The organism is Nitratireductor thuwali (genome assembly GCF_036621415.1).
Classification (GTDB): Bacteria; Pseudomonadota; Alphaproteobacteria; order Rhizobiales; family Rhizobiaceae; genus Chelativorans; species Chelativorans thuwali.
This window is the reverse complement of record NZ_CP030941.1, coordinates 1,564,606-1,583,238: the sequence shown is the minus strand read 5'-3', so window position 1 is coordinate 1,583,238 and position 18,633 is coordinate 1,564,606. Positions and strand designations below refer to the sequence as shown.

Below are 18,633 nucleotides of genomic sequence, written 5' to 3'. Positions count from 1 at the left end.
TTCAGCTTCCGAACTTGCCTGCGTCGGGTTCGCGTCGTGCGGAGAACGCGTCCGCGAGTTCGTGCGCTTCGTCGCTCTCAAGGTACGATCTCAACAGCAAGTCGTGCGCCAGGCGCGACAGGCCCGATACGCCACCATGCCGGGCATTGAATGCCGCCTTGATGGAAGCCAGCGCGAAGGAGCCGCGCGCCGCAATCTCCAGGGCAAACTTCTGCGTTTCCTCGGCAAGATCCTTGTCGGCTACGACCTTGTTGATCAAGCCCAAAGCCAAGGCCTCATCGGCCGTTATTTTGGGATTGCGGTACCAGATTTCCTTGGCCTTCTTCTTGCCGACCAGGTCTTCGAGATACCAGGTGCCGTAGCCGGCATCGAACGATCCCACCATTGGCCCGACCTGCCTGAAGATCGCGCTCTTCTTAGCGATTGTACAGTCGCATACCATTTGAAGGACGTTGCCGCCGCCGACCGCGAAACCGTTGACTGACGCGATTACAGGCTTCTGCAGCTTGTCAATTGCCTCGTATATCTCGAGCGTGGGCAGCGTGCCGGCATAAAGCGTCGTGTCTTCCATGCCGTCCTTGCGGCCGCCAACGCAGAAAAACTGGTTTCCGGCGCCTGTGAGCACGACCACGCGGGTTCTCGTCTCGCGCCGGATCGTCTCAATGCAGTCACGGATTTCGTGGCACATGGTCACGTTGAACATGTTGCCGTCGTCCGGTCGGTTCAACGTGATCGTGCCAATTGGTCCGGCTTCCTGATAGAGAATGGTTTCGTAGGTCATGGACCGCCTTTCAGATGATATCGGCCGCTCGAAGGCTGGCCAGCTTTCCAGGATCGTAGTTCAGTATTTCGCGGAATGCGCTCTCGGTATGCTCCCCTGTTCGCGGTGGCGCCGTGCGGGCGATATTCGTGCGGCCGTCGATGCGGATGCCGTTTCCGACCTGGGGAACTGTGCCGTTTCCTGATCGCAAGCGATAAAAGAGACCGCGCTCCAGCAAGTGCGGATCCCGGACGACATCCCCGAGCCCGTTGATGGGGCCGGCGGGAATACGCGCCTCCCGGAGAAATTCAAGCCAATGGCCTGCCCTTTTGGTTTTGAGGATTCGCTGTATCTTGGCGACAATTTCCTGGCGGCACGCACGGCGATCCGAATTGGTGCGGAAGCGCTGATCGGCTCCATATTCAGGCTCACCAAGAGCCTGCCAGAATCGCGTCCAAATATTGTCGTTGCCAAGGCCGATGGTGATCGGGCTGTCGGCAGTTTCAAACGTTTGGTAGACGGCGATGACACTGTCCTTGCCGCCCGATCTCCGGGCGCCAATGCCGGAGCCCAGGTAGGAGACGAGCTGACAGTTGAGGAACCGGGTCATGGAATCCACCAGAGCTATGTCGATTGTCGCACCCTGGCGCGTTCGTCCGCGCCGTATCAAGGCAGAAAGCGCCGCGAACGCCGCATCCTGCCCTGCCAGGAGATCGGCTGCCGGTGCGCCAATCTTCTGAGGCGTCCCATCGGCTTCGCCGGTCATGTCCATAATGCCCGAATAGCCCTCGGCAATCAGATCATAGCAGGGCCAGTCCGCACGCTCACCTTCCATGCCGAAGCCCGTTATAGAAACGTAGATCAAATCTGGTTTGCGGGCCCTGAGCGTCTGGTCGTCGAGTCCCAGTTTGCGGGATACCCGTGGCGGCGTGTTCACCAGAATGATATCCGACTTGTCGACAAAATCGTACAGGACATCGCGGGCCCGTTCGTTCGTCAGGTCGAGAACAACGCTTTTCTTGTTCCTGTTGACGCTCAGGAACCACAGCGCTTCTCCGTTGTGAAACGGGGGCCCCCAGTATCGGGTATCATCGCCGCCTGGCCGTTCGATCTTGATGACATCGGCCCCCATGTCGCCGAGCATCATACCGGCGTAGGGACCTGCGATAGATGTCGTAAGGTCGAGGACGATGACATCGGAAAGCATCCTGTCTTCGCCTTGATCGCCATTCATAAGCGGCAATAGTTCATGTGGAAGCGGTACGGAATGCGTTGTGTTCATAGTGCTGCTCGTTCAGTCGACGTCTGACGCCAGATACGCCAGTCGCAGCAAGCGGCATGCCAATTGCAGAAGTTCCCGCAAAAAGATGCGATTGGCCTGGAAATTCGCTCGCAATGGGAATGCAACGGGCAGCAGGCCTCAAAAAGTGTCTTTGGCAAAGACACTGCCTGCACTAGTGTGTATTCGCTGCGGTCGGAACGGATTGTTCAGGCAGCTCAAGAAGGCGGAAGGTAGCTATGTCGAGTGTCCTTGGCTTTGCGCTGACGGGAAACGGACGCGTGATCCTGGCGCGCGGAATTGGAGAAGATCCGCGAGTCCGCGCGCTGATGAATGATGATTCCTGGCTCGAAAAGGCTGGAAAGCGGCGGCTACAGCCACTCATCCTCGATCGAAAACATTATTCCGTGGTCGTCTTTCCGCTTTCCGAGGGGGACCTTGTCCTCATTTGCAAGGCGCGCGAGCCCTTGGTCGAATTCCTGGCCTCTGTGGATTTTGCATACGAGATTTTCGAGCACCTGCTTGCAAATCCCTTCGATGCCATGACTGTCGTGGATGAGCAGGCCCGCGTTGTCTACATATCGCCGGTCCACGAGAAGTTTTTCGGCCTCGAACATGGTGAGGCAAACGGGAAGCTGGTTAGGCAGGTTATTGAGAACACAAGGCTCGATTCTGTCGTTCGGACGGGCAAGGCGGAAGTCGGGCACATACAGAAGATGCGTGGGACGGAGCGTGTCGTTTCGCGAATGCCAATCCTGTCCGACGACAAGATCGTCGGTGCAGTCGGACGAGTGATGTTCAAGGGGCCCGAGCAATTGGCGGCGCTCAGCAAGCGGGTTTCTGAACTTGAAGATGAGGTCGAGTTTCACAAACGTCAGGTTGATGCACTACGTAAGCGGAGTTGTGGACTAGATAGCCTGATCGGAGAAAGTCAGCCAATGCAGCGGCTGAAGCGCGAGATCGCAAAAATCGCACCACTTGAGATTCCCGTTCTTATTTTCGGCGAAAGCGGTACGGGCAAGGAATTGGTCGCACAGTCTCTGCATGCTTTAAGTCCCCGGCGCGACAACCAGATGGTCATGGTCAATTCCGCGGCGCTCCCTGCCAACCTCGTCGAAGCTGAACTTTTCGGCTATGAGGCTGGCGCCTTCACCGGTGCGGACAAGCGCGGTCGAATCGGAAAGTTTGAGCACGCTCATGAAGGCACAATCTTTTTGGATGAGATTGGGGACATGCCGCTTGAAGTCCAGGTTAAGTTGCTGCGTGTGCTTCAGGACAAGCTTGTTGAGCGGGTCGGCGCAACAAAACCGAGGCAAGTCGATTTCAGGTTGATTACCGCGACAAATCGGGATCTGCAGTCGTTGGTAACGGAAGGTAAATTCAGACTAGATTTGTTCTATCGGATCACTCCGTTAGTAATTCAGGTCCCGCCGCTGCGTAGCCGGGTCGAAGACATTGAGCTACTGGTCACGCACTTTCTTCGTGACTTGTCGTCGCAGCACCGCAAGGCTGCGCCGGACTTGGATGAAGCGGCGCTCGCTTACCTTCAGGAGCAGTCCTGGCCGGGGAATGTACGGCAGCTGAGGCAGGAGATTGAGCGGGCTTTTGTGTTTGCGGAAGACGGGCGGATCACGCCCGATACGCTGATGAGCTATGGCGACTTTTCGCCGTCAACCGTGCTTCACGCACCAATGGCGTCGGTCGGTAACGAAGGCCGTAGCATGCGTGATGTTGTTGCGCAGACCGAAACCGACTTGGTTCGCAATGCTATGGAGCACCATCGCGGCAACAAGAAGCGTGTGGCAGAGGAGCTGGGAATATCGCGCTCCTACCTCTACAAGCTTCTCGATCAGCTGTAGCATATTTTCGCCAGCATAGATTTGAACGGCCGAAGCCGATCGCCGATCGCGCGGGTGGCACGCGACTTGCATCGCCGCTCTCCGAAAACATTGCAGGAGACAAACATGGAAGTCGAGTTGGTGAATAAAGTTGCGATCGTTACCGGCGGCAGCAAGGGACTGGGCCGCGGCATTGCCACGGAAATGGCAAAGGCAGGGGCATCTGTGATTATTGCTTCTCGCGATAGCAGCGCGCTAAATGCGGCAAAATATGACATAGAGAAAATTTCCGGCCGCGAAGCGCTCGTCGTTGCGACCGATTTGAGTAATCGGAACTCGGCCGAGGCCTGCGTGCAGGCAGCTCTCATGTGGCGCGGCCGAATTGACATTCTTGTGAATTGCGCAGGAGCGACCAAAAGAGGCGATTTCTTTGAGCTAAGTGATCAGGACTGGGAAGACGGGTATGCGTTAAAGCTGCACGGAGCGGTGCGTATGTGTCGGGCTGCTTGGCCACATCTGATTGACGCCAAGGGTGTGGTCATAAACATTGCTGGTGTGAGCATGCGGACGCCGACTAAGGATTTTACAATTGGGGCGTCCGTGAATTCGGCGCTTACGACTTTCAGCAAGTCTTTGGCCGATCGCGGAATAGATGACGGCGTGCGCGTAAACGTCATCAATCCGGGCTACATTGCCTCCGAGCGGCTGGACCGGCGAGTTGATGCCATGGTTGAATCGTCAGGAAAGACCCGCGACGATATCTATCGGAAACTTCTCTCTGGATACGGCGTCCCCCGTTTTGGGGAGCCGATCGAGATTGGTCAACTTGCGGTCTTTCTTGCATCCGATAAAGCCTCATACATGCACGGCATCGCGGTCGACATTGATGGCGGAGGTTCGCGTGGACAATGAGAAATAGACGCTGCGCCACATCTTAGTTTTATGATGATTTCGGGCGAAACCTCTGCGAATTGTTGTTGCTGAGCGCCGCTGGTGCGATATCTCTGCTGCCAATTTGGGCTCGGATTTGGCGTAATCACAGTTTGGGACCATCGCCAAATCCGTTTTCGCGTCTTCGCCGGATTAGACTGAAAGGAAGAGAGCGATGAAAGTCCTTGTACCGGTAAAGCGGGTCATCGACGCGAATGTGAAGCCGCGCGTTAAGGCGGACGGTTCAGGCGTCGAACTGGCTAATGTCAAGATGGCCATGAACCCGTTCTGCGAGATCGCCGTCGAAGAGGCGATCCGCATGAAGGAGGCCGGCAAGGTCGAGGAAATCGTGGCCGTTTCCATCGGCCCTGAAAAGGCCCAGGAAACGCTGCGCACCGCGCTCGCCATGGGCGCCGACCGCGCCATCCTGGTCAAGACCGACGAGACGGTCGAGCCGCTGGACGTGGCCAAGATCCTCAAGGCCGTGGCCGAGGAGGAGAAGCCGGAACTCGTCATCCTGGGCAAGCAGGCGATCGACGACGACGCGAACCAGACGGGCCAGATGCTGGCCGCCCTGCTCGGCTGGTCCCAGGGCACGTTCGCCTCCAAGGTCGAACTCGCCGACGGCAAGGCCACCGTCACGCGCGAGGTGGACGGCGGCCTGCAGGTGGTCGAGCTCAAGCTGCCGGCCATCGTCACCACCGATCTGCGCCTCAACCAGCCGCGTTACGCCTCCCTGCCCAACATCATGAAGGCCAAGAAGAAGCCGCTCGACCTGAAGGAGCCCGGCGACTACGGCGTTGAGCTCAAGACGCGCCTCAAGGTACTGAAGACCGAGGAGCCGGCCGGCCGCAAGGCGGGTGTCAAGGTGGGGTCGGTCGCCGAACTGGTCGACAAGCTCAAGAACGAAGCCGGCGTGCTTTGATCGCGCGATAGGAAAGGAACGACAATGGCAATTCTCCTGATCGCAGAACACGACAACCAGTCGCTGTCCGAGCAGACCGCGAAGACGCTTTCTGCCGCCTCGGAATTCGGCTCGGACGTCGACATCCTCGTCGCCGGCAACGACGCCCGGGCGGCGGCCGACGCGGCGGCAAAGCTGGCCGGCGTGCGCAAGGTGCTGCTGGCCGAAAGCGCAGCGCTGGCCGAGCGCCTGGCCGAGCCGCTTGCCGCCACGATCGTGGGGCTCGCCGACGGCTACGACACCTTCGTCGCGCCCGCCACCACCACCGGTAAGAACGTCATGCCGCGCGTGGCCGCCCTGCTCGACGTCATGCAGGTCTCGGATGTCGTGGAAGTGATCGACGGCAAGACGTTCAAGCGCCCGATCTATGCCGGCAACGCCATCCAGACGGTGGAATCAACCGACGCCAAGCGCGTCATCACCATCCGCACCTCGTCCTTCCAGCCCGCAGGCGAAGGCGGTTCGGCCGGCGTGGAAACCGTAGAGGCGGCGGCTGATCCCGCCCTCTCGTCCTTCGTCGAGAACCGCATTGCCGCAAGCGACCGTCCGGAACTGACCTCCGCCAAGATCATCATTTCCGGCGGCCGCGCGCTGGGATCAGCAGAGAAGTTCGAGGAGGTCATCCTCCCCGTCGCCGACAAGCTGGGAGCCGCCGTAGGCGCCTCCCGCGCCGCCGTCGACGCCGGCTATGCGCCGAACGATTGGCAGGTGGGCCAGACCGGCAAGGTGGTCGCTCCCGACCTTTATATCGCCTGCGGCATCTCAGGCGCCATCCAGCATCTGGCCGGCATGAAGGATTCCAAGATTATCGTCGCCATCAACAAGGACGAGGAAGCGCCCATCTTCCAGGTCGCCGATTACGGCCTCGTCGCCGACCTGTTCGACGTGTTGCCCGAGCTTGAGAAGGCCCTTTGATCGACTGATCCGCAGTCAACACGGATTACCTTGGCTCATGATGCCGCTGCCTGGAAAGCCCCCGCTGACATCGACGGTTGCACGCCCCCGTAGCATTCGAGTCGATAATGGTCCCGAGTTCGCTGGTCGGCTGCTAGAGCAGATTCGACTTATTCCAGGTCATTGGTCAGCAAACGACCGATATGCGAACCAAGCGACCCAATGGCATACACTGTTCCAATTTCCGCCAAGTCAATCGGCATTCGCGAAATGCGCCATCTGGTCGGCATGAGCCTTCTTGAATGCACGTCGATCCGTGATCCGCGTCACGTACGACTCCGTCGCCGGCCGATCTCCAAAGGCACGAACCTTTTCGACGCGCAGCACATCGGCCATCAGCAGGTCCGCGACAGTGAAGCGACTGGCCGCCAGCCATTCGCGCTCCTTGAGAACGCGCTCCACATGGTCGAGGCGGCTTTCCAGCCAGCCTGTCAGACCGTTGTCCTTGGTGCCGCTCACTTCCAGGAACCACCAGGGTACAGAAACCATCTCGACCGAGTTGAGCGCGGCAATCGTCCATTGCAGTGTTTCGGCTTCCTCAACAGGATCGCGCGGCATCAATTTTTCGCTTTTTCCGGCGAGATGCAGCAATCCCGCTCCGCTTTCGAAAATCGAGAGGTCTCCGTCGGTGAGCCATGGCGCCTGGCCGAATGGCTGATGCTTGAAATGTTCCTCGCTCCGATCTTTGAAAGGTGTGCTCTCGACCCGGTATGGAAGGCCGGCTTCCTCGCATGCCCATCTCAGCCGCAGGTCGCGCACAAAACCGCGGGGTCCGTCGGGTACCCAGTCATAAGCCCAAATAGTCAGTTCGCTCATTATTCTTCCTCAAGATAGGTTTTCAGTTCGCCCATCCAACCGGTCCAGCCGGCACGGTGTTTCTCGATGGCGTCCTCTTTCGGGAGCTTCTCGTGTGTCAGGGTTAGCTCGGTGCCAATATCGATGGGCCGAAGGCGAATTGTTACCAACGACTCCCAATCGGGCCGGTTGGGCCATTCCCAGGTGAAGGCGAGTTTTTCGTTCGGCACGACCTCCCAATAATCACCCGTCGGGTTGTGTTCGGAGCCGTCCATCAGCCGAAAGACAATGCTTTAGCGGCCACCAGGCGAAGGTCGGTCTCGACACTGGCAGCTGGCCCGCGTCCGGACCCCACCACTGTAAGACCTGATCGACCTGCGTCATCGCCACGTAGACTTTCTCGGGTGGCGCCTTGAGTCTTCGCACAATGCGGCAAGACGGTCGAGGCTGACGTTCCAGAAAGCTTCGAAGTGACGAAGTCAGTCCGCCGCTTCAGAGGGAGGATTTGCTGCAAGACTGACCGTCACGACACGGCCAGCTTTTGTTCTCGAGATCAGCCCGGTGTCCGACAAGACGGCGAGATGCTTCATAAGCCCGGGCATTTTGATCGGCAGCGGTTGCGCAAGCTCGCTGACGGAAAGGCCGGGTTCCGACTTCAGCCGCTCGAGAACCTGGCGCCGCGTGGGATCCGCGAGCGCAAAAAGTGCGGTCAATTGGTGTTTCATGATACTTTGCCATATCGCAAAATTTTAAGATCGACCTCGGTCTGTCAATCACATTCTTACGGAGATGCTGCCGGCTGCCTCCGAGGCATGCACGCCAACGTGCGGCAACCCGGTCGGTATGGGCTCGGAGCCGACACTCGCCGCAATTAACCTGAACGGCTCCTTCGCGCCAGAAGCTGACATAGACCGTGCCGGTCGCCAACGGCTGAAATGAGGGGGCTAAGCCGTCATTTCCCGCGGGGCTGGCCAAGGTATCCGTACGGTCCGAGTTGCCTGTTCCGCTATGATCACTCATCGTCTATCGGCCGCGCCAGCCGAACACCGGGACCGCCGCCATTCTGTGAAATGAACTCGACTCCAGCGGATTCGAAGGCGCGGCGAACCCGATCGATCGTGCTTGCTCTAAGTATCTCACCCCGTTCCAGGCGTACGATAGTTTGAGTGGAGACCGCTGCTCCCCTCGCCAAATCGAGCACCCCCCAATTCAACGCGGCTCTCGCCATTCGGCACTGCACCGGCGTCATTTAATCACCATATTATGATGATTCCTGTTGCTCATATGCTGCTCTAGATGTATCGTTACGTGCACAAAGGTGGCCAGACGGGTGTTGCACCACCACGTCCGGCCTGACCACAACCCAAGCTGCACGGAGCTCGGATCATGGCTGATTCTGAGATTAGCATGACTTTGCCTTCCGTCACCCGCAGGAAGCTACTTGCGGGTGCGGCGATTACCACGATGGCATTGCCATGCCACAACAATTCAACCGCCACTGCCGGCAAATTGTCCAATAACCCTGCCTTCGATCCGGCCCTGTCGCTCTGGCACGAGTGGAAGGACGCCTTTGGTAACACTGCCGAACTCTGTCACAAGCAACAGCGCCTGGAAACGAAGCTCATCGGCCGCGTCGGCTTTCCCTGTGCCGACGTTTATCTGCCGGACGAAGACGTGACCGTCACCGTCTCATGGCTCGGGGACATCGAGGAACTGTTCGGCGATGATCCCGCGCTGGCCGACATCCGCGCCAGGGCTGAAGCCGATCTCGCCGCCCATCAGGCGCGCTGGGACGAAGCCGATGCGGAAATCGGCTATTCCGCCACGAAGCGGGAAGAGCAGGAGGCGTCCGACCGCGAGCAGGACGTGTTCGATACCTTGACCCATACCCCGGCCACGTCGCTGGCCGGGGTGGCCGGCAAGCTGGATGCCATCCTGCGCGAGGGCGAGAGCTGGGAGGACTGCTCCGACTTTCCCTGGCCGCAGGTGCGCTCTGTGCTGGTCGATGTCGTGCGGATCGGGCAGACGCTGAGCCCAAACGCCTTCATGCCGGGCAGCGATCGCAAGGGGCCGTATCAGCGCCGCCACAGGGACGGCTGCTGCTTTCGGGTGTGGAAGGCTCCGGAGGGGAGTTGATGGCAATGACAAGCCAGAAGTCCGACGCCCTCGATACCGAGTTGACGTTGCGGGACATTGCCGATCCCGAAGAGGCGGCCGTGGTGGCGCGCAATCTTTATGGGCGGGGCGCAGCAACAGCGGCCGCATCGGCCGCCTTCACGGCCCGTTACGGCGGACAGGAGGCAGACTTCCGCTTCTGGTTCGAGGTATTCGTGAAGCTGTCTGCCGATGATGAGCGGGTCTAGCAGCCGTGATGCCTGCGCCCGAGCCCCGTGCCAACTGGGTTTCGGGAACAGCCTTGTCTGCTTGAGAGGAGCAAGCCGGAACGGAACCAGCCCGTCAAGGCCGCAGCCGCTTCGCGGTGGCGCATTCGCGCCAGCCTGGACCGGCTGCTTCCGGTCCAGGCTTTGTGCAGGGAAGCAGGTAAGGGATTGGTGTGCGCTGGCGCGCCACGCGCGAGGGCGAGCGTTGGCCGATTCGCCAGCTAAGGTGAGAGGAAACGGCATTGGCGACGAGAACATTCAGCGCCCTACGTACCCTTATGTACCCGCCAGAACGATACGATCAAAATTCTGCTTTAAAGCCGCCGGCTGCCAGTGTTCCCTGTTCGAACGCACATCGTGTTGGAGAACGGCATGGAAGACAAGGCAGACCACGAACGGGAGGACATTGGTCAACCGGCCAACGACAATAGCGGGCGCGAACATGCAAATGTCGAGGACGCCGATATTGCGCCTTGGCGGCGGGTGGACAGGGTGGTTCTGAGCATCGCTCGTCTGATCGGGCGCCAGATCGCGCGCCAGGAGTTTGAAGCGGTTCGCGCGGCAAACGACAACGACCGCCCTGCAAGAACCACAGAGGGGTGCCGGGAGCAGGGGAAACAGGAACAGACTTAAGCGAGGATTTTTGATGATGCGCGTTGCCTTCTACGCCCGCTATTCGTCCGACAACCAGCGGGACGCCTCGATCGAGGATCAGTTCCGGCTATGCCAGGAGTACGCGGTGCGCGAGGGCTGGCGCCCTGTCGAGCGCTATTCCGACGCAGCGATATCCGGTTCCAGCACGATCCGACGGCCGGGCATTCAGCAACTGCTCACCGACGCACAACGCGGGCGGTTCGATGCCGTCCTGGCCGAAGCCCTGGACCGCATCAGTCGCGATCAGGCAGACGTGGCCACTCTGTATAAGCACCTCAAATTTGCCGGCGTGACCATCGTTACGCTGGCCGAGGGCGAGGTTTCCGAGCTGCATGTCGGCCTCAAGGGCACCATGAACGCTCTGTTCCTCAAGGACCTGGCACTGAAGACCCATCGCGGACTGCGGGGCAGGGTCGAGAACGGCAAGGCCGGCGGCGGCCTTTGCTATGGGTATCGCGTGATGAAGAAGACGGACGCCAATGGCGAACTGATGCGCGGCGACCGCGAGATCGTGCCCGAGGAAGCCAGAATCATCCGCCGCATCTTTCGCGAGTTTGCCTCGGGCAAGAGCCCAAAGGCCATCGCCGTCGATCTCAACAAGGCGGGCATTCCCGGCCCGCTCGGCCGCGCCTGGGGCGACACCAGCATCAGGGGCCATATCTGCCGCGGCACCGGAATTCTCAACAACGAACTCTATACGGGCGTGCTGGTCTGGAATCGGCAGCGATTCATCAAGGACCCGTCCACCGGCAAGCGCGTATCGCGTCCGAATCCCGAGAGCGAATGGATCAGGACCGAGGTGTCGCACCTGCGCATCGTCGGTAACGAGCTTTGGCAGGCAGCCAAGACCCGCCAACGGCAGATTGCCGCCCTGTTCGAGGCGACCACGAACGGTGTACGGGAGGCACGAGCAAAGAAGCTGCATTCCTTGCGGAGGCCCGTCTCGCTTCTCTCCGGTCTGCTCACCTGCGGCTGCTGCGGCGGCCGGTATGGCTTCATCCTGCCTAGCCGCTTCGGCTGTCTCAACCATCATCGGCGCGGCACCTGCGAAAACAACCGCACCATCCTGAGGAACAAGATTGAAGAGCGGGTTCTGGCTGGCCTCAAGCATCGCCTGGTCTCCGCGGAATCGGTCGACGCGGCGGTTCGGGCCTATGCGGACGAAGTCAACCGGCTTAACCGTGAGCGGCGAGTGCAGGTGGAAGTGGACCGAAAGGCGCTGCAGAAGATCGAGCAGGCCATGGCCGCCATCATCGCCGCCATCGAGGACGGCATGTACCAGCCCGCCATGAAGGCGCGCATGGAGGAACTGGAGCGGAAGAAGGCGGAGATCAAGGACCGTATGGCGCAGGCGCCGGCCGACGTGCCGTACGTTCATCCCAACATCGCCAACGTCTACAAAATCAGGGTTGAGACCTTTACCGAAGCACTCGATGATCCAGAGAGTGGACGTCAGGCAGCCGAAGCACTGCGATCGCTGATCGGGGAGGTCGTCCTCTTTCCCGGCAGCAAACGCGGCGAGGTTCACGCTGAGCTACGCGGCGAGCTGATGGGTATCCTCGACCTCGCAAATCCGGACGGAACCATGCGGGGCAGGGGAGTTATGACGGGCGTTGAAGCGAGCCCCCGCAACCAATTCGATCAGAAAACCTCATTAAAATCAATAGGATGCTAGCATCCTTGTTTTGGCGCGTGTCTGCCACGAAATAGAATCCAATAAATTCAATCACTTACCAAGTAGGTTCAAATCACCCTGCAACCAACTACAGAATAACGTGTGGTTGGCGGCCTAGAAGCGTGAGCTATGCAGCCCACGACGGCCGTAAAAGTGCATTTGCTTCCAGCCACAATCAGACATCACGGGGAGGAAAATGTAGGCCGTGGTTGCGGACTAAGCGGTCATCGCCAAGCCGATCCCCGAATGGCGTGTTCGGGGCCTGAAGGAGACGGTTCGGTCTTGGACGATGACGCCGATAAAGCAGACTGTCGAATGCGCTCCCTTGTGTCCGATCTCCGGTAGGGCACGTGAGGCGGAGACGACGGGATTCGATGCGGCCCCTCGATCCATAGAATACCGGAGTCAGCTTCGCATTGGGTGGCATTGGCACGCCTTCGAAGACCCGCCCTGAGGGAAAGTGCTTTGGGATCGGCGCGGGCCGAGGCGCCGTGTTGGCGCGCAGATTGACCGACCTTGTCGGCATAACACCATCCCCACCCTTCCCGGGGATCGTAGCCCTCGATGATCGGGTGACCCAGGGCCTCTTAGTGGCTCGGGCGTGCCGGTTCGAGGAATCGTCGCAGCAGCCAACATGATCGCAGCTGCGGCACAGGCGCAGATGCACCCACAAACTGCTGTGACCTCACGCAGTCCTCTCAGTTCAGCGCACTGGGCTTCACGGTCCGAATGGTGTGACCGCAGCGCTGCATCAACCGATGACCTCTGCTTGGGGCCTGTCGCCGGCGCGAGAAAGTTCCGCGTGCCAGTGGCCAGTCGCGTCCTCCCAGACGATGCCCGTGGTCTCGCCCGGCCGCAACTGCTTGCAGGCCGCCCGCCGCGCCGCGCCGAAGGCCGCATCATGGCTGGGAAAGGTCTCGGAATACGTGCCGTCCACCCGATAAGCCCAGCCGCCGTCGTGCTCGACAATCCGATATTTTACATCGCTCATTTCATCGCTCCTGCCGTTGGAATGTTCCTACTTGTTGCTCTCGCTCCCGAGATGGCTGGAAAGGAAGGTGCGCAGAGCCGCGCAGATGCGCCGTCGTCCTCCCATCACGGACGCAGCACGTCCTGCCATTCCGGATGGCGTTCGATCTGCGCCTTCGCGAATGGGCAGAGCGGCATGATGACGGTGCCGTCGCGCCGCGCATCCTCGATCGCCTGGCGCACCAGGCGCTCGCCGACCTTGCGGCCGCGCAAGGCGGCAGGTACTTCCGTATGGTCGATGATGATCAGGCCGTCGCCGGCCCGGCTATAGGTCATCTCGGCTTCGACCCCGTCGATCACCAGCCGGTAGCGTCCCTTCGACGCGCCATCCTCCCGCTCAACCGTCTCGTCGCCGGTCGTGGCCGCGGGCCTGGCCGTTTCGGCGTCGGGCCGGCGGACCTGCCGCGGCGCTCCATGCGCGCATTCCAAGAGATCGCGATCCCAACCGCCCAGATCGGCGGCGGCCTCGTAGGTAGATACGAGGAAGGCCATCAGGGCTTCGTCGGGATCGGCGGCCGACCGCACGGCATCGTAGGGGAGGATGAATTCCGACAGGCCCTCATGCCAGAACGCAGCATCGGGCCGGACCGACGCGGCGCGGTAACCGCCGGGTGCCGGATAGGCGTAGGCATAGAAGGCCGGGTAGTCGATGCTGCCGCCCCCCGGCCAGAAGCCCACTGACGAGACCTCGCGGTCATAGGCCTCCTGCGCCACGTCGTCCGGCAGTGCCGGGACGCCGCCGGGATGAAGCGGCGCGCGCCGTCCCGAAAACCGCGTGAGGGCCAGGTCGAAGCTGCCCCAGAACAGGTGAACGGGACTGGACTTGCCCAGAAACGACGTACGGAACCGGTTGAAGACCCTGTCGACCGCGATCAGAGCCTGATGGAAGCGCTGAACGGCTTCGCGATCATAGGGCCGGTCGCGATCATCCTCGGCGAAGGGAACAGGATAGGGCACTTCGTTCGGGCTGCCGTTGAAGGTAGGCGTGCCGCCGAGCTGCGTAATCAGCTGCACGAAGAGCGCGTGGAATTCGGCAACCGTCATCGGCCCGAGATCGAAAGATTTCCTACGACCGTCGCCGCAGGTGCCGACGACCTTGTGCTCGCGCAGATCAAACAGGATTTCGATGCCTGGCCCGTCCGGAATGGGCGAGGAGGCCAGGCCGTTCGGCGTCACGTAGAAGGTCGCGTGCCACGAATGGTTGAGCCAGGGCGTGTGCGCGAGCCGGTATTTGCCGGCGATCTGTAGATAGAGATGCAGCGCCGAACACGTTTCGCGCCAGCTGAGGTAATCAAATTGGGGCCACTTGTTCATTGCTGGTTCTCCACGCTGGTTCCGGTCATTCCGGAAGGGGGATGTGCTCGCTGCGGTCGTCGACGGGCAGATCGAAGCGTCCCTTGCCCCAGTTCGCGGCACGCCATTCCGTCTTGGCGAGTTCGATACGTTCTCGCGACGAGGCGACGAAGTTCCACCAGATGTAGCGCGGTCCGTTGAATGTCGCGCCGCCGAGGATCATCAGCCGCGCGCCCCGCTCTCCGGCGGCCACCGTGATGCGGTCGCCCGGCCGGAACACCATCATCTGCGACGCCTCGAATTCCTGTCCGGCGACCGAGATCGAGCCTTCGACGATGTAGATACCGCGGTCCTCGTGATCGTCCGGCATCGGCAGCCGGCTTCCCGGCTCGAGCTTCACATCGGCGTAGAATGTCTCGGAAAGCATCGTCGCGGGCGCGGTCTTGCCATAGGCATTCCCGAGAATGAGCCGAACCGAGACGCCGCGATCCTCGACGACGGGCAGGGTGTCCTTGCCGTGATGCTCGAAGCTGGGCGCCACGTCCTCGTGGCTGTCCGGCAGGGCCAACCAGGTCTGGATGCCGAACAGGCTATTCGGGCCGCTCCGCGCAGCCGCCGACGTGCGTTCCGAATGGGTAACGCCGCGCCCGGCGACCATCCAGTTCAGCGCGCCGGGGCGAATGATCTGGTCGGCGCCGGTGCTGTCCCGGTGATGGAAGTCGCCCTGGAACAGGTAGGTGACCGTGCCGAGGCCGATATGCGGATGCGGCCGGACGTCGACGCCCTGCCCGGTCAGCAACTCTGCCGGCCCTGCCTGGTCGAAGAAGATGAACGGCCCGACCATCTGCCGCTTCGGTGCCGGCAGGGCGCGCCGGACCTGGAAATCGCCGAGGTCGCGGGAACGCGGGACGATCAGGGTCTCGATCGCGTCTATGCCGACCTCGTCGGGACAACCGGGTTCGAGTGCTGGGTTCCAACTCATGTGCATCATCCTCTTTCGTCGGATCGCCTGATCCTGCCGAGCGATCGTCGTAGTCGGCGGCCGAAACGCCCCCGCATCGGCAACTTCCACGAGCGTCCAAAATCTTCAGTGTCTATTCGGCGTTCCCCGTTTCGCAACTTGGCAGGATCAGGCCCTACCGTATCACCGATGGAGATGTCAGTTTCCGCACTCGCCGGGCAGCCCGGCACTCACTCGTTTCCGGCAGCAGATCAGCGAACGCCGTCGTACCGTTTCCAAGAAACCGAACGAATTCAAGTCTTCGCGCAGCGACGAGCCTGATTGGGAGCAAGAACGGTACCGGCTCGGCAGTTTCTGCACCGCAGCGCTCAAGTGCGTTCGCTAGTTTCAAGCAGCCAAATGAGCGCTTCCCTCAATACCCAGGAGATTGGAATGACTTTTCGCAACGGCCTTGCCTCCCTTCTTCGCCCCGAGGATTCCGTACTCGTCCTGATAGACCATCAGCCCTACCAGCTCGCGAACCTGAACAGCCACGATCCGCAGGCGGTGGTGAACAACACGACCGCGCTCGCCAAGGTCGCGAAGGTGTTCGGCGTGCCCACGATCCTGACCAGCGTCGTCGCTGCCCGGGGCGGTAACATCTTTCCGCATGTCACCGAAGTGTTCCCCGACCAGGAGGTGATCGACCGCACGACGATCAACACCTGGGAGGATCCGAAGGTTGTGGATGCGGTCAAGGCGACGGGGCGCAAGCAACTGATCATCGCCGGTCTGTGGACCGAGATCTGCGTGGCGATGCCGGCAATCCAGGCGGCGGGCGAAGGCTGGGACGTGACCGTGATCACCGACGCGTCCGGCGGCACGTCGGTCGAGGCCCACGAGGTCGCGATTCAGCGCATGATCGCGGGCGGCATCAACATGATGACGTGGCTGGCCCTGGCGTCCGAATGGCAGCGCGATTGGGCCCGGGCCGAGACCGCGACCGAACTGAACGACGCCCTCAGGAACCATCTCGGCGGCAGCGCCATCGCCTATCTGTGGGAACAGCAACTGCTCAACACGCCGGTGCCGAGCTCGGCGGGTTGATTCGAGCAGGGATGGAGAGGCGGCCCGGAAAGGTCCAAGCCTCGTCATCCATGTCGCCGCCCAGAACTACACAATGGAGGCACGGATGGATTTCGAGAAGCTCATGCAGGCCAATCTCGACCTGGTGTTCGGCGAGCGCGACCCTACACGGCGCATCGCGGCGATCCGGACCGTCTACCATGAGGACGCGGAGCTTCACGAACCCCAGCATTCGGTGCGTGAGTACCTCCGCGCCCGCGATTATTCTTGCCGCTGCGGCGGCCCGTACCAACATCCTATTGGAGAATAAAGTCATGAAAGTTGTAATGATTCTGACGTCGCATGACCAGCTCGGCGACACCGGCCGCAAGACCGGTTTCTGGCTCGAAGAGCTGGCCGCGCCTTATTATGTGTTCAAGGAAGCTGGCTACGAGATCACGCTCGCGTCGCCGGACGGCGGCCAGCCGCCACTTGATCCCAAAAGCAACGAGCCCGACTTCCAGACCGAGGACACGCGCCGCTTCGGGGCCGACGCCGAGGCGCGAGAAGCGCTGGCGAATACCGTGAAGCTCGCCGACATATCCCAGGCTGATTTTGATACGGTCTTTTATCCAGGCGGCCACGGCCCGATGTGGGATCTCGCCGAAAGCCCGGTCTCGGCGGCGCTGATCGAAAGCTTCCTTGCCGCGGACAAGCCGGTCGCGCTGGTGTGCCACGCGCCGGGCGTGCTCCGTCACGTCAAGGCGCCGAACGGCCGTCCGCTCGTCGAAGGAAAGAAGGTCACCGGCTTCACCAACAGCGAGGAGGCCGCCGTCGGCCTGACGGAAGTCGTGCCATTCCTCGTCGAGGACGAGTTGCAGGCCAAGGGCGGCATCTATTCGAAGGGTCCTGACTGGGGTCCGTACTTCGTACAGGATGGCCTGCTGATCACCGGCCAGAACCCGGCCTCGTCCGCCGGCGCCGCCCGGCGCCTGGTCGAGGAACTCGGAGAGTCGGCATGAGCGCCTACGTGGTCTTCGTCCGTGACACGGTTACCGACGAGCAGGCGCTCGATCGCTACCGGGAGCGGACGCCGGCCGCGCGCGACGCGCATCCGCTGGAACCGCTCTGCGTGATGCGACTGGCACCTTCCAGGCGCCGCCCCGGATGCTCGTCGCTGCCAGTATCGCGCTGCTGGCCACCACGCCCATTCTTCAACACGATCACCACCGCCTGGCCGCCGCCGCTGTGAGGGCGGTCGCCCAAGCCCAGGAGAAAAGCATGAAGGTATTCATCGTTGGTATCGGCGGCGGCGTCGGCCGTCGTGTCGGGGAGCAACTCGCCGCGGCGGGCGACGAACCCACCGGTCTTGTACGTCAGCAGCGTCAGGTCGAGGCGCTCGCGTCCCTCGGCATCAAGGCGAAGTTCGGCGACATCGTCGCGATGTCGGTCGATGAGCTCGCCGACGCGGTGCGCGGCGCCGACGCGGTCGTCTTCAGCGCCGGCGCCGGCGGCAAGGACGGCGACGATGCGACGACCCGCATCGATGGCGATGGACCGGGCAAGCTCGCAGAGGCGGCAGCGCTCGCCGGCGTGCGACGGTTCATACTCGTCTCCGTCTTCCCCGAAGCTTGGCGCGAGCGGCACATGGACGCTTCGTTCGAGCACTACATGGTTCAGAAGAAGCGGGCGGAAATCGCGCTCGTTCAGACAGATCTCGACTGGCTGATCGTGCGCCCCTCTGCGCTTCTCAACGATCCGGGAACGGGTCGGGTCGATCTTGGTCTCGCCAGGGTCCACGAGGAGATCACGCGCGACGACGTCGCAACCACGGTCGTCGCGCTGCTCAAATCGCCCGAACTGAGCCGCCTGATCCTGGAGGTGACCGGCGGCGACGTACCCATCGCCGAGGCGGTAGCGGCTGTCCGAGAAGCCACTGCGCCGTCCGGCTCCGAGCAAGAGTGACACGTCAATGCGCGCTCATCATACAGGGCACTCCCGTCGAGCGGTGATCGCGATGCTGGCAGGAACGGCGATGATCGCCGTTATGGCGGGGCCTTGATATGGCGCAGGTGA

The 18,633-nt window shown here is 61.3% G+C and carries 22 protein-coding genes and 1 pseudogene; 13 read left to right on the top strand and 10 right to left on the bottom strand.

The annotated features are described in order from the left end of the window. Position 1: 1 nt before the first annotated feature. Both NTH_RS07560 and NTH_RS07555 read right to left on the bottom strand, forming a co-directional pair. Positions 2–781 carry an enoyl-CoA hydratase-related protein gene (locus NTH_RS07560; protein ID WP_338529451.1) on the bottom strand — a complete coding sequence of 260 codons (780 nt, stop codon included), beginning with the start codon at positions 779–781 and terminating at the stop codon, positions 2–4. A 10-nt stretch (positions 782–791) separates the two neighbouring features. Continuing rightward, positions 792–1,967 (bottom strand): CaiB/BaiF CoA transferase family protein, encoded by a 1,176-nt coding sequence (locus tag NTH_RS07555; RefSeq protein ID WP_338529450.1) that lies wholly within the window; start codon positions 1,965–1,967, stop codon positions 792–794. A gap of 311 nt (positions 1,968–2,278) precedes the next feature. On the opposite strand from NTH_RS07555, the gene NTH_RS07550 reads away from it, so the two are divergent. From NTH_RS07550 to NTH_RS07535, 4 genes are all read left to right on the top strand, one after another. Further along, the gene (locus NTH_RS07550; protein ID WP_338529449.1) at positions 2,279–3,898 is read left to right on the top strand and encodes a sigma-54 interaction domain-containing protein; all 1,620 of its coding nucleotides are present in this window, start codon (positions 2,279–2,281) and stop codon (positions 3,896–3,898) included. Positions 3,899–4,003: 105 nt separating this feature from the next. Next, positions 4,004–4,789 carry an SDR family oxidoreductase gene (locus tag NTH_RS07545; RefSeq protein ID WP_338529448.1) on the top strand — a complete coding sequence of 262 codons (786 nt, stop codon included), beginning with the start codon at positions 4,004–4,006 and terminating at the stop codon, positions 4,787–4,789. 193 nt (positions 4,790–4,982) lie between these two features. Further along, positions 4,983–5,732 (top strand): electron transfer flavoprotein subunit beta/FixA family protein, encoded by a 750-nt coding sequence (locus NTH_RS07540; RefSeq protein WP_338529447.1) that lies wholly within the window; start codon positions 4,983–4,985, stop codon positions 5,730–5,732. A gap of 24 nt (positions 5,733–5,756) precedes the next feature. Then, complete coding sequence (locus NTH_RS07535; protein ID WP_338529446.1) at positions 5,757–6,686, top strand: electron transfer flavoprotein subunit alpha/FixB family protein; 930 nt, start codon at positions 5,757–5,759, stop codon at positions 6,684–6,686. A 231-nt stretch (positions 6,687–6,917) separates the two neighbouring features. On the opposite strand, the gene NTH_RS07530 is transcribed toward NTH_RS07535, so the two are convergent. The 4 genes from NTH_RS07530 to NTH_RS07515 all read right to left on the bottom strand — a co-directional run bounded on the left by NTH_RS07530 (position 6,918) and on the right by NTH_RS07515 (position 8,769). After that, on the bottom strand, positions 6,918–7,541 hold the full coding sequence (locus NTH_RS07530; protein WP_338529445.1) for a glutathione S-transferase family protein: 624 nt from the start codon (positions 7,539–7,541) through the stop codon (positions 6,918–6,920). After that, on the bottom strand, positions 7,541–7,795 hold the full coding sequence (locus NTH_RS07525) for an SRPBCC family protein (RefSeq protein ID WP_338529444.1): 255 nt from the start codon (positions 7,793–7,795) through the stop codon (positions 7,541–7,543). The genes NTH_RS07530 and NTH_RS07525 overlap by 1 nt, the downstream gene beginning before the upstream one ends. 204 nt (positions 7,796–7,999) lie before the next feature. Then, a complete protein-coding gene (locus tag NTH_RS07520; RefSeq protein ID WP_338529443.1) occupies positions 8,000–8,245 on the bottom strand; it encodes an ArsR/SmtB family transcription factor in 246 nt (81 codons plus the stop codon). Between the two features lie 287 nt (positions 8,246–8,532). Beyond that, a complete protein-coding gene (locus tag NTH_RS07515) occupies positions 8,533–8,769 on the bottom strand; it encodes a transcriptional regulator (protein ID WP_338529442.1) in 237 nt (78 codons plus the stop codon). Positions 8,770–8,933: 164 nt separating this feature from the next. Between NTH_RS07515 and NTH_RS07510 the strand changes: the two genes are divergently transcribed. From NTH_RS07510 to NTH_RS07495, 4 genes are all read left to right on the top strand, one after another. Continuing rightward, positions 8,934–9,656 carry a hypothetical protein gene (locus NTH_RS07510; protein WP_338529441.1) on the top strand — a complete coding sequence of 241 codons (723 nt, stop codon included), beginning with the start codon at positions 8,934–8,936 and terminating at the stop codon, positions 9,654–9,656. Next, positions 9,656–9,883: a hypothetical protein gene (locus NTH_RS07505; protein WP_338529440.1), complete on the top strand. Its 228-nt coding sequence runs from the start codon at positions 9,656–9,658 to the stop codon at positions 9,881–9,883. Before NTH_RS07510 ends, NTH_RS07505 begins: the two co-directional genes overlap by 1 nt. Before the next feature lie 390 nt (positions 9,884–10,273). Further along, positions 10,274–10,534 carry a hypothetical protein gene (locus NTH_RS07500; protein ID WP_338529439.1) on the top strand — a complete coding sequence of 87 codons (261 nt, stop codon included), beginning with the start codon at positions 10,274–10,276 and terminating at the stop codon, positions 10,532–10,534. Between the two features lie 13 nt (positions 10,535–10,547). Next, positions 10,548–12,230 (top strand): recombinase family protein, encoded by a 1,683-nt coding sequence (locus tag NTH_RS07495; RefSeq protein ID WP_338529438.1) that lies wholly within the window; start codon positions 10,548–10,550, stop codon positions 12,228–12,230. A gap of 457 nt (positions 12,231–12,687) precedes the next feature. Here NTH_RS07495 and NTH_RS07490 read toward each other — a convergent pair. The 4 genes and pseudogenes from NTH_RS07490 to NTH_RS07475 all read right to left on the bottom strand — a co-directional run. Beyond that, positions 12,688–12,919 (bottom strand): annotated as a pseudogene (locus tag NTH_RS07490) (UBP-type zinc finger domain-containing protein); the annotation flags it as partial. Positions 12,920–12,981: 62 nt separating this feature from the next. Next, entirely contained in the window at positions 12,982–13,221 is a 240-nt protein-coding gene (locus NTH_RS07485) for a DUF2188 domain-containing protein (RefSeq protein ID WP_338529437.1), read from the bottom strand. A gap of 104 nt (positions 13,222–13,325) precedes the next feature. Continuing rightward, positions 13,326–14,573: a DUF5996 family protein gene (locus tag NTH_RS07480; RefSeq protein WP_338529436.1), complete on the bottom strand. Its 1,248-nt coding sequence runs from the start codon at positions 14,571–14,573 to the stop codon at positions 13,326–13,328. Positions 14,574–14,598: 25 nt separating this feature from the next. Further along, positions 14,599–15,534, bottom strand: a complete 936-nt coding sequence (locus tag NTH_RS07475; RefSeq protein WP_338529435.1) for a pirin family protein — start codon at positions 15,532–15,534, stop codon at positions 14,599–14,601. A gap of 411 nt (positions 15,535–15,945) precedes the next feature. On the opposite strand from NTH_RS07475, the gene NTH_RS07470 reads away from it, so the two are divergent. From NTH_RS07470 to NTH_RS07450, 5 genes are all read left to right on the top strand, one after another. Further along, positions 15,946–16,599 carry a hydrolase gene (locus NTH_RS07470; protein ID WP_338529434.1) on the top strand — a complete coding sequence of 218 codons (654 nt, stop codon included), beginning with the start codon at positions 15,946–15,948 and terminating at the stop codon, positions 16,597–16,599. Positions 16,600–16,684: 85 nt separating this feature from the next. Beyond that, complete coding sequence (locus NTH_RS07465; RefSeq protein ID WP_338529433.1) at positions 16,685–16,888, top strand: hypothetical protein; 204 nt, start codon at positions 16,685–16,687, stop codon at positions 16,886–16,888. Between the two features lie 4 nt (positions 16,889–16,892). Further along, positions 16,893–17,579, top strand: a complete 687-nt coding sequence (locus NTH_RS07460) for a type 1 glutamine amidotransferase domain-containing protein (protein WP_338531832.1) — start codon at positions 16,893–16,895, stop codon at positions 17,577–17,579. Next, on the top strand, positions 17,576–17,809 hold the full coding sequence (locus NTH_RS07455) for a hypothetical protein (RefSeq protein ID WP_338529432.1): 234 nt from the start codon (positions 17,576–17,578) through the stop codon (positions 17,807–17,809). The genes NTH_RS07460 and NTH_RS07455 overlap by 4 nt, the downstream gene beginning before the upstream one ends. Before the next feature lie 29 nt (positions 17,810–17,838). Beyond that, the gene (locus NTH_RS07450; protein ID WP_338529431.1) at positions 17,839–18,522 is read left to right on the top strand and encodes an NAD(P)H-binding protein; all 684 of its coding nucleotides are present in this window, start codon (positions 17,839–17,841) and stop codon (positions 18,520–18,522) included. Positions 18,523–18,633: the final 111 nt, after the last annotated feature.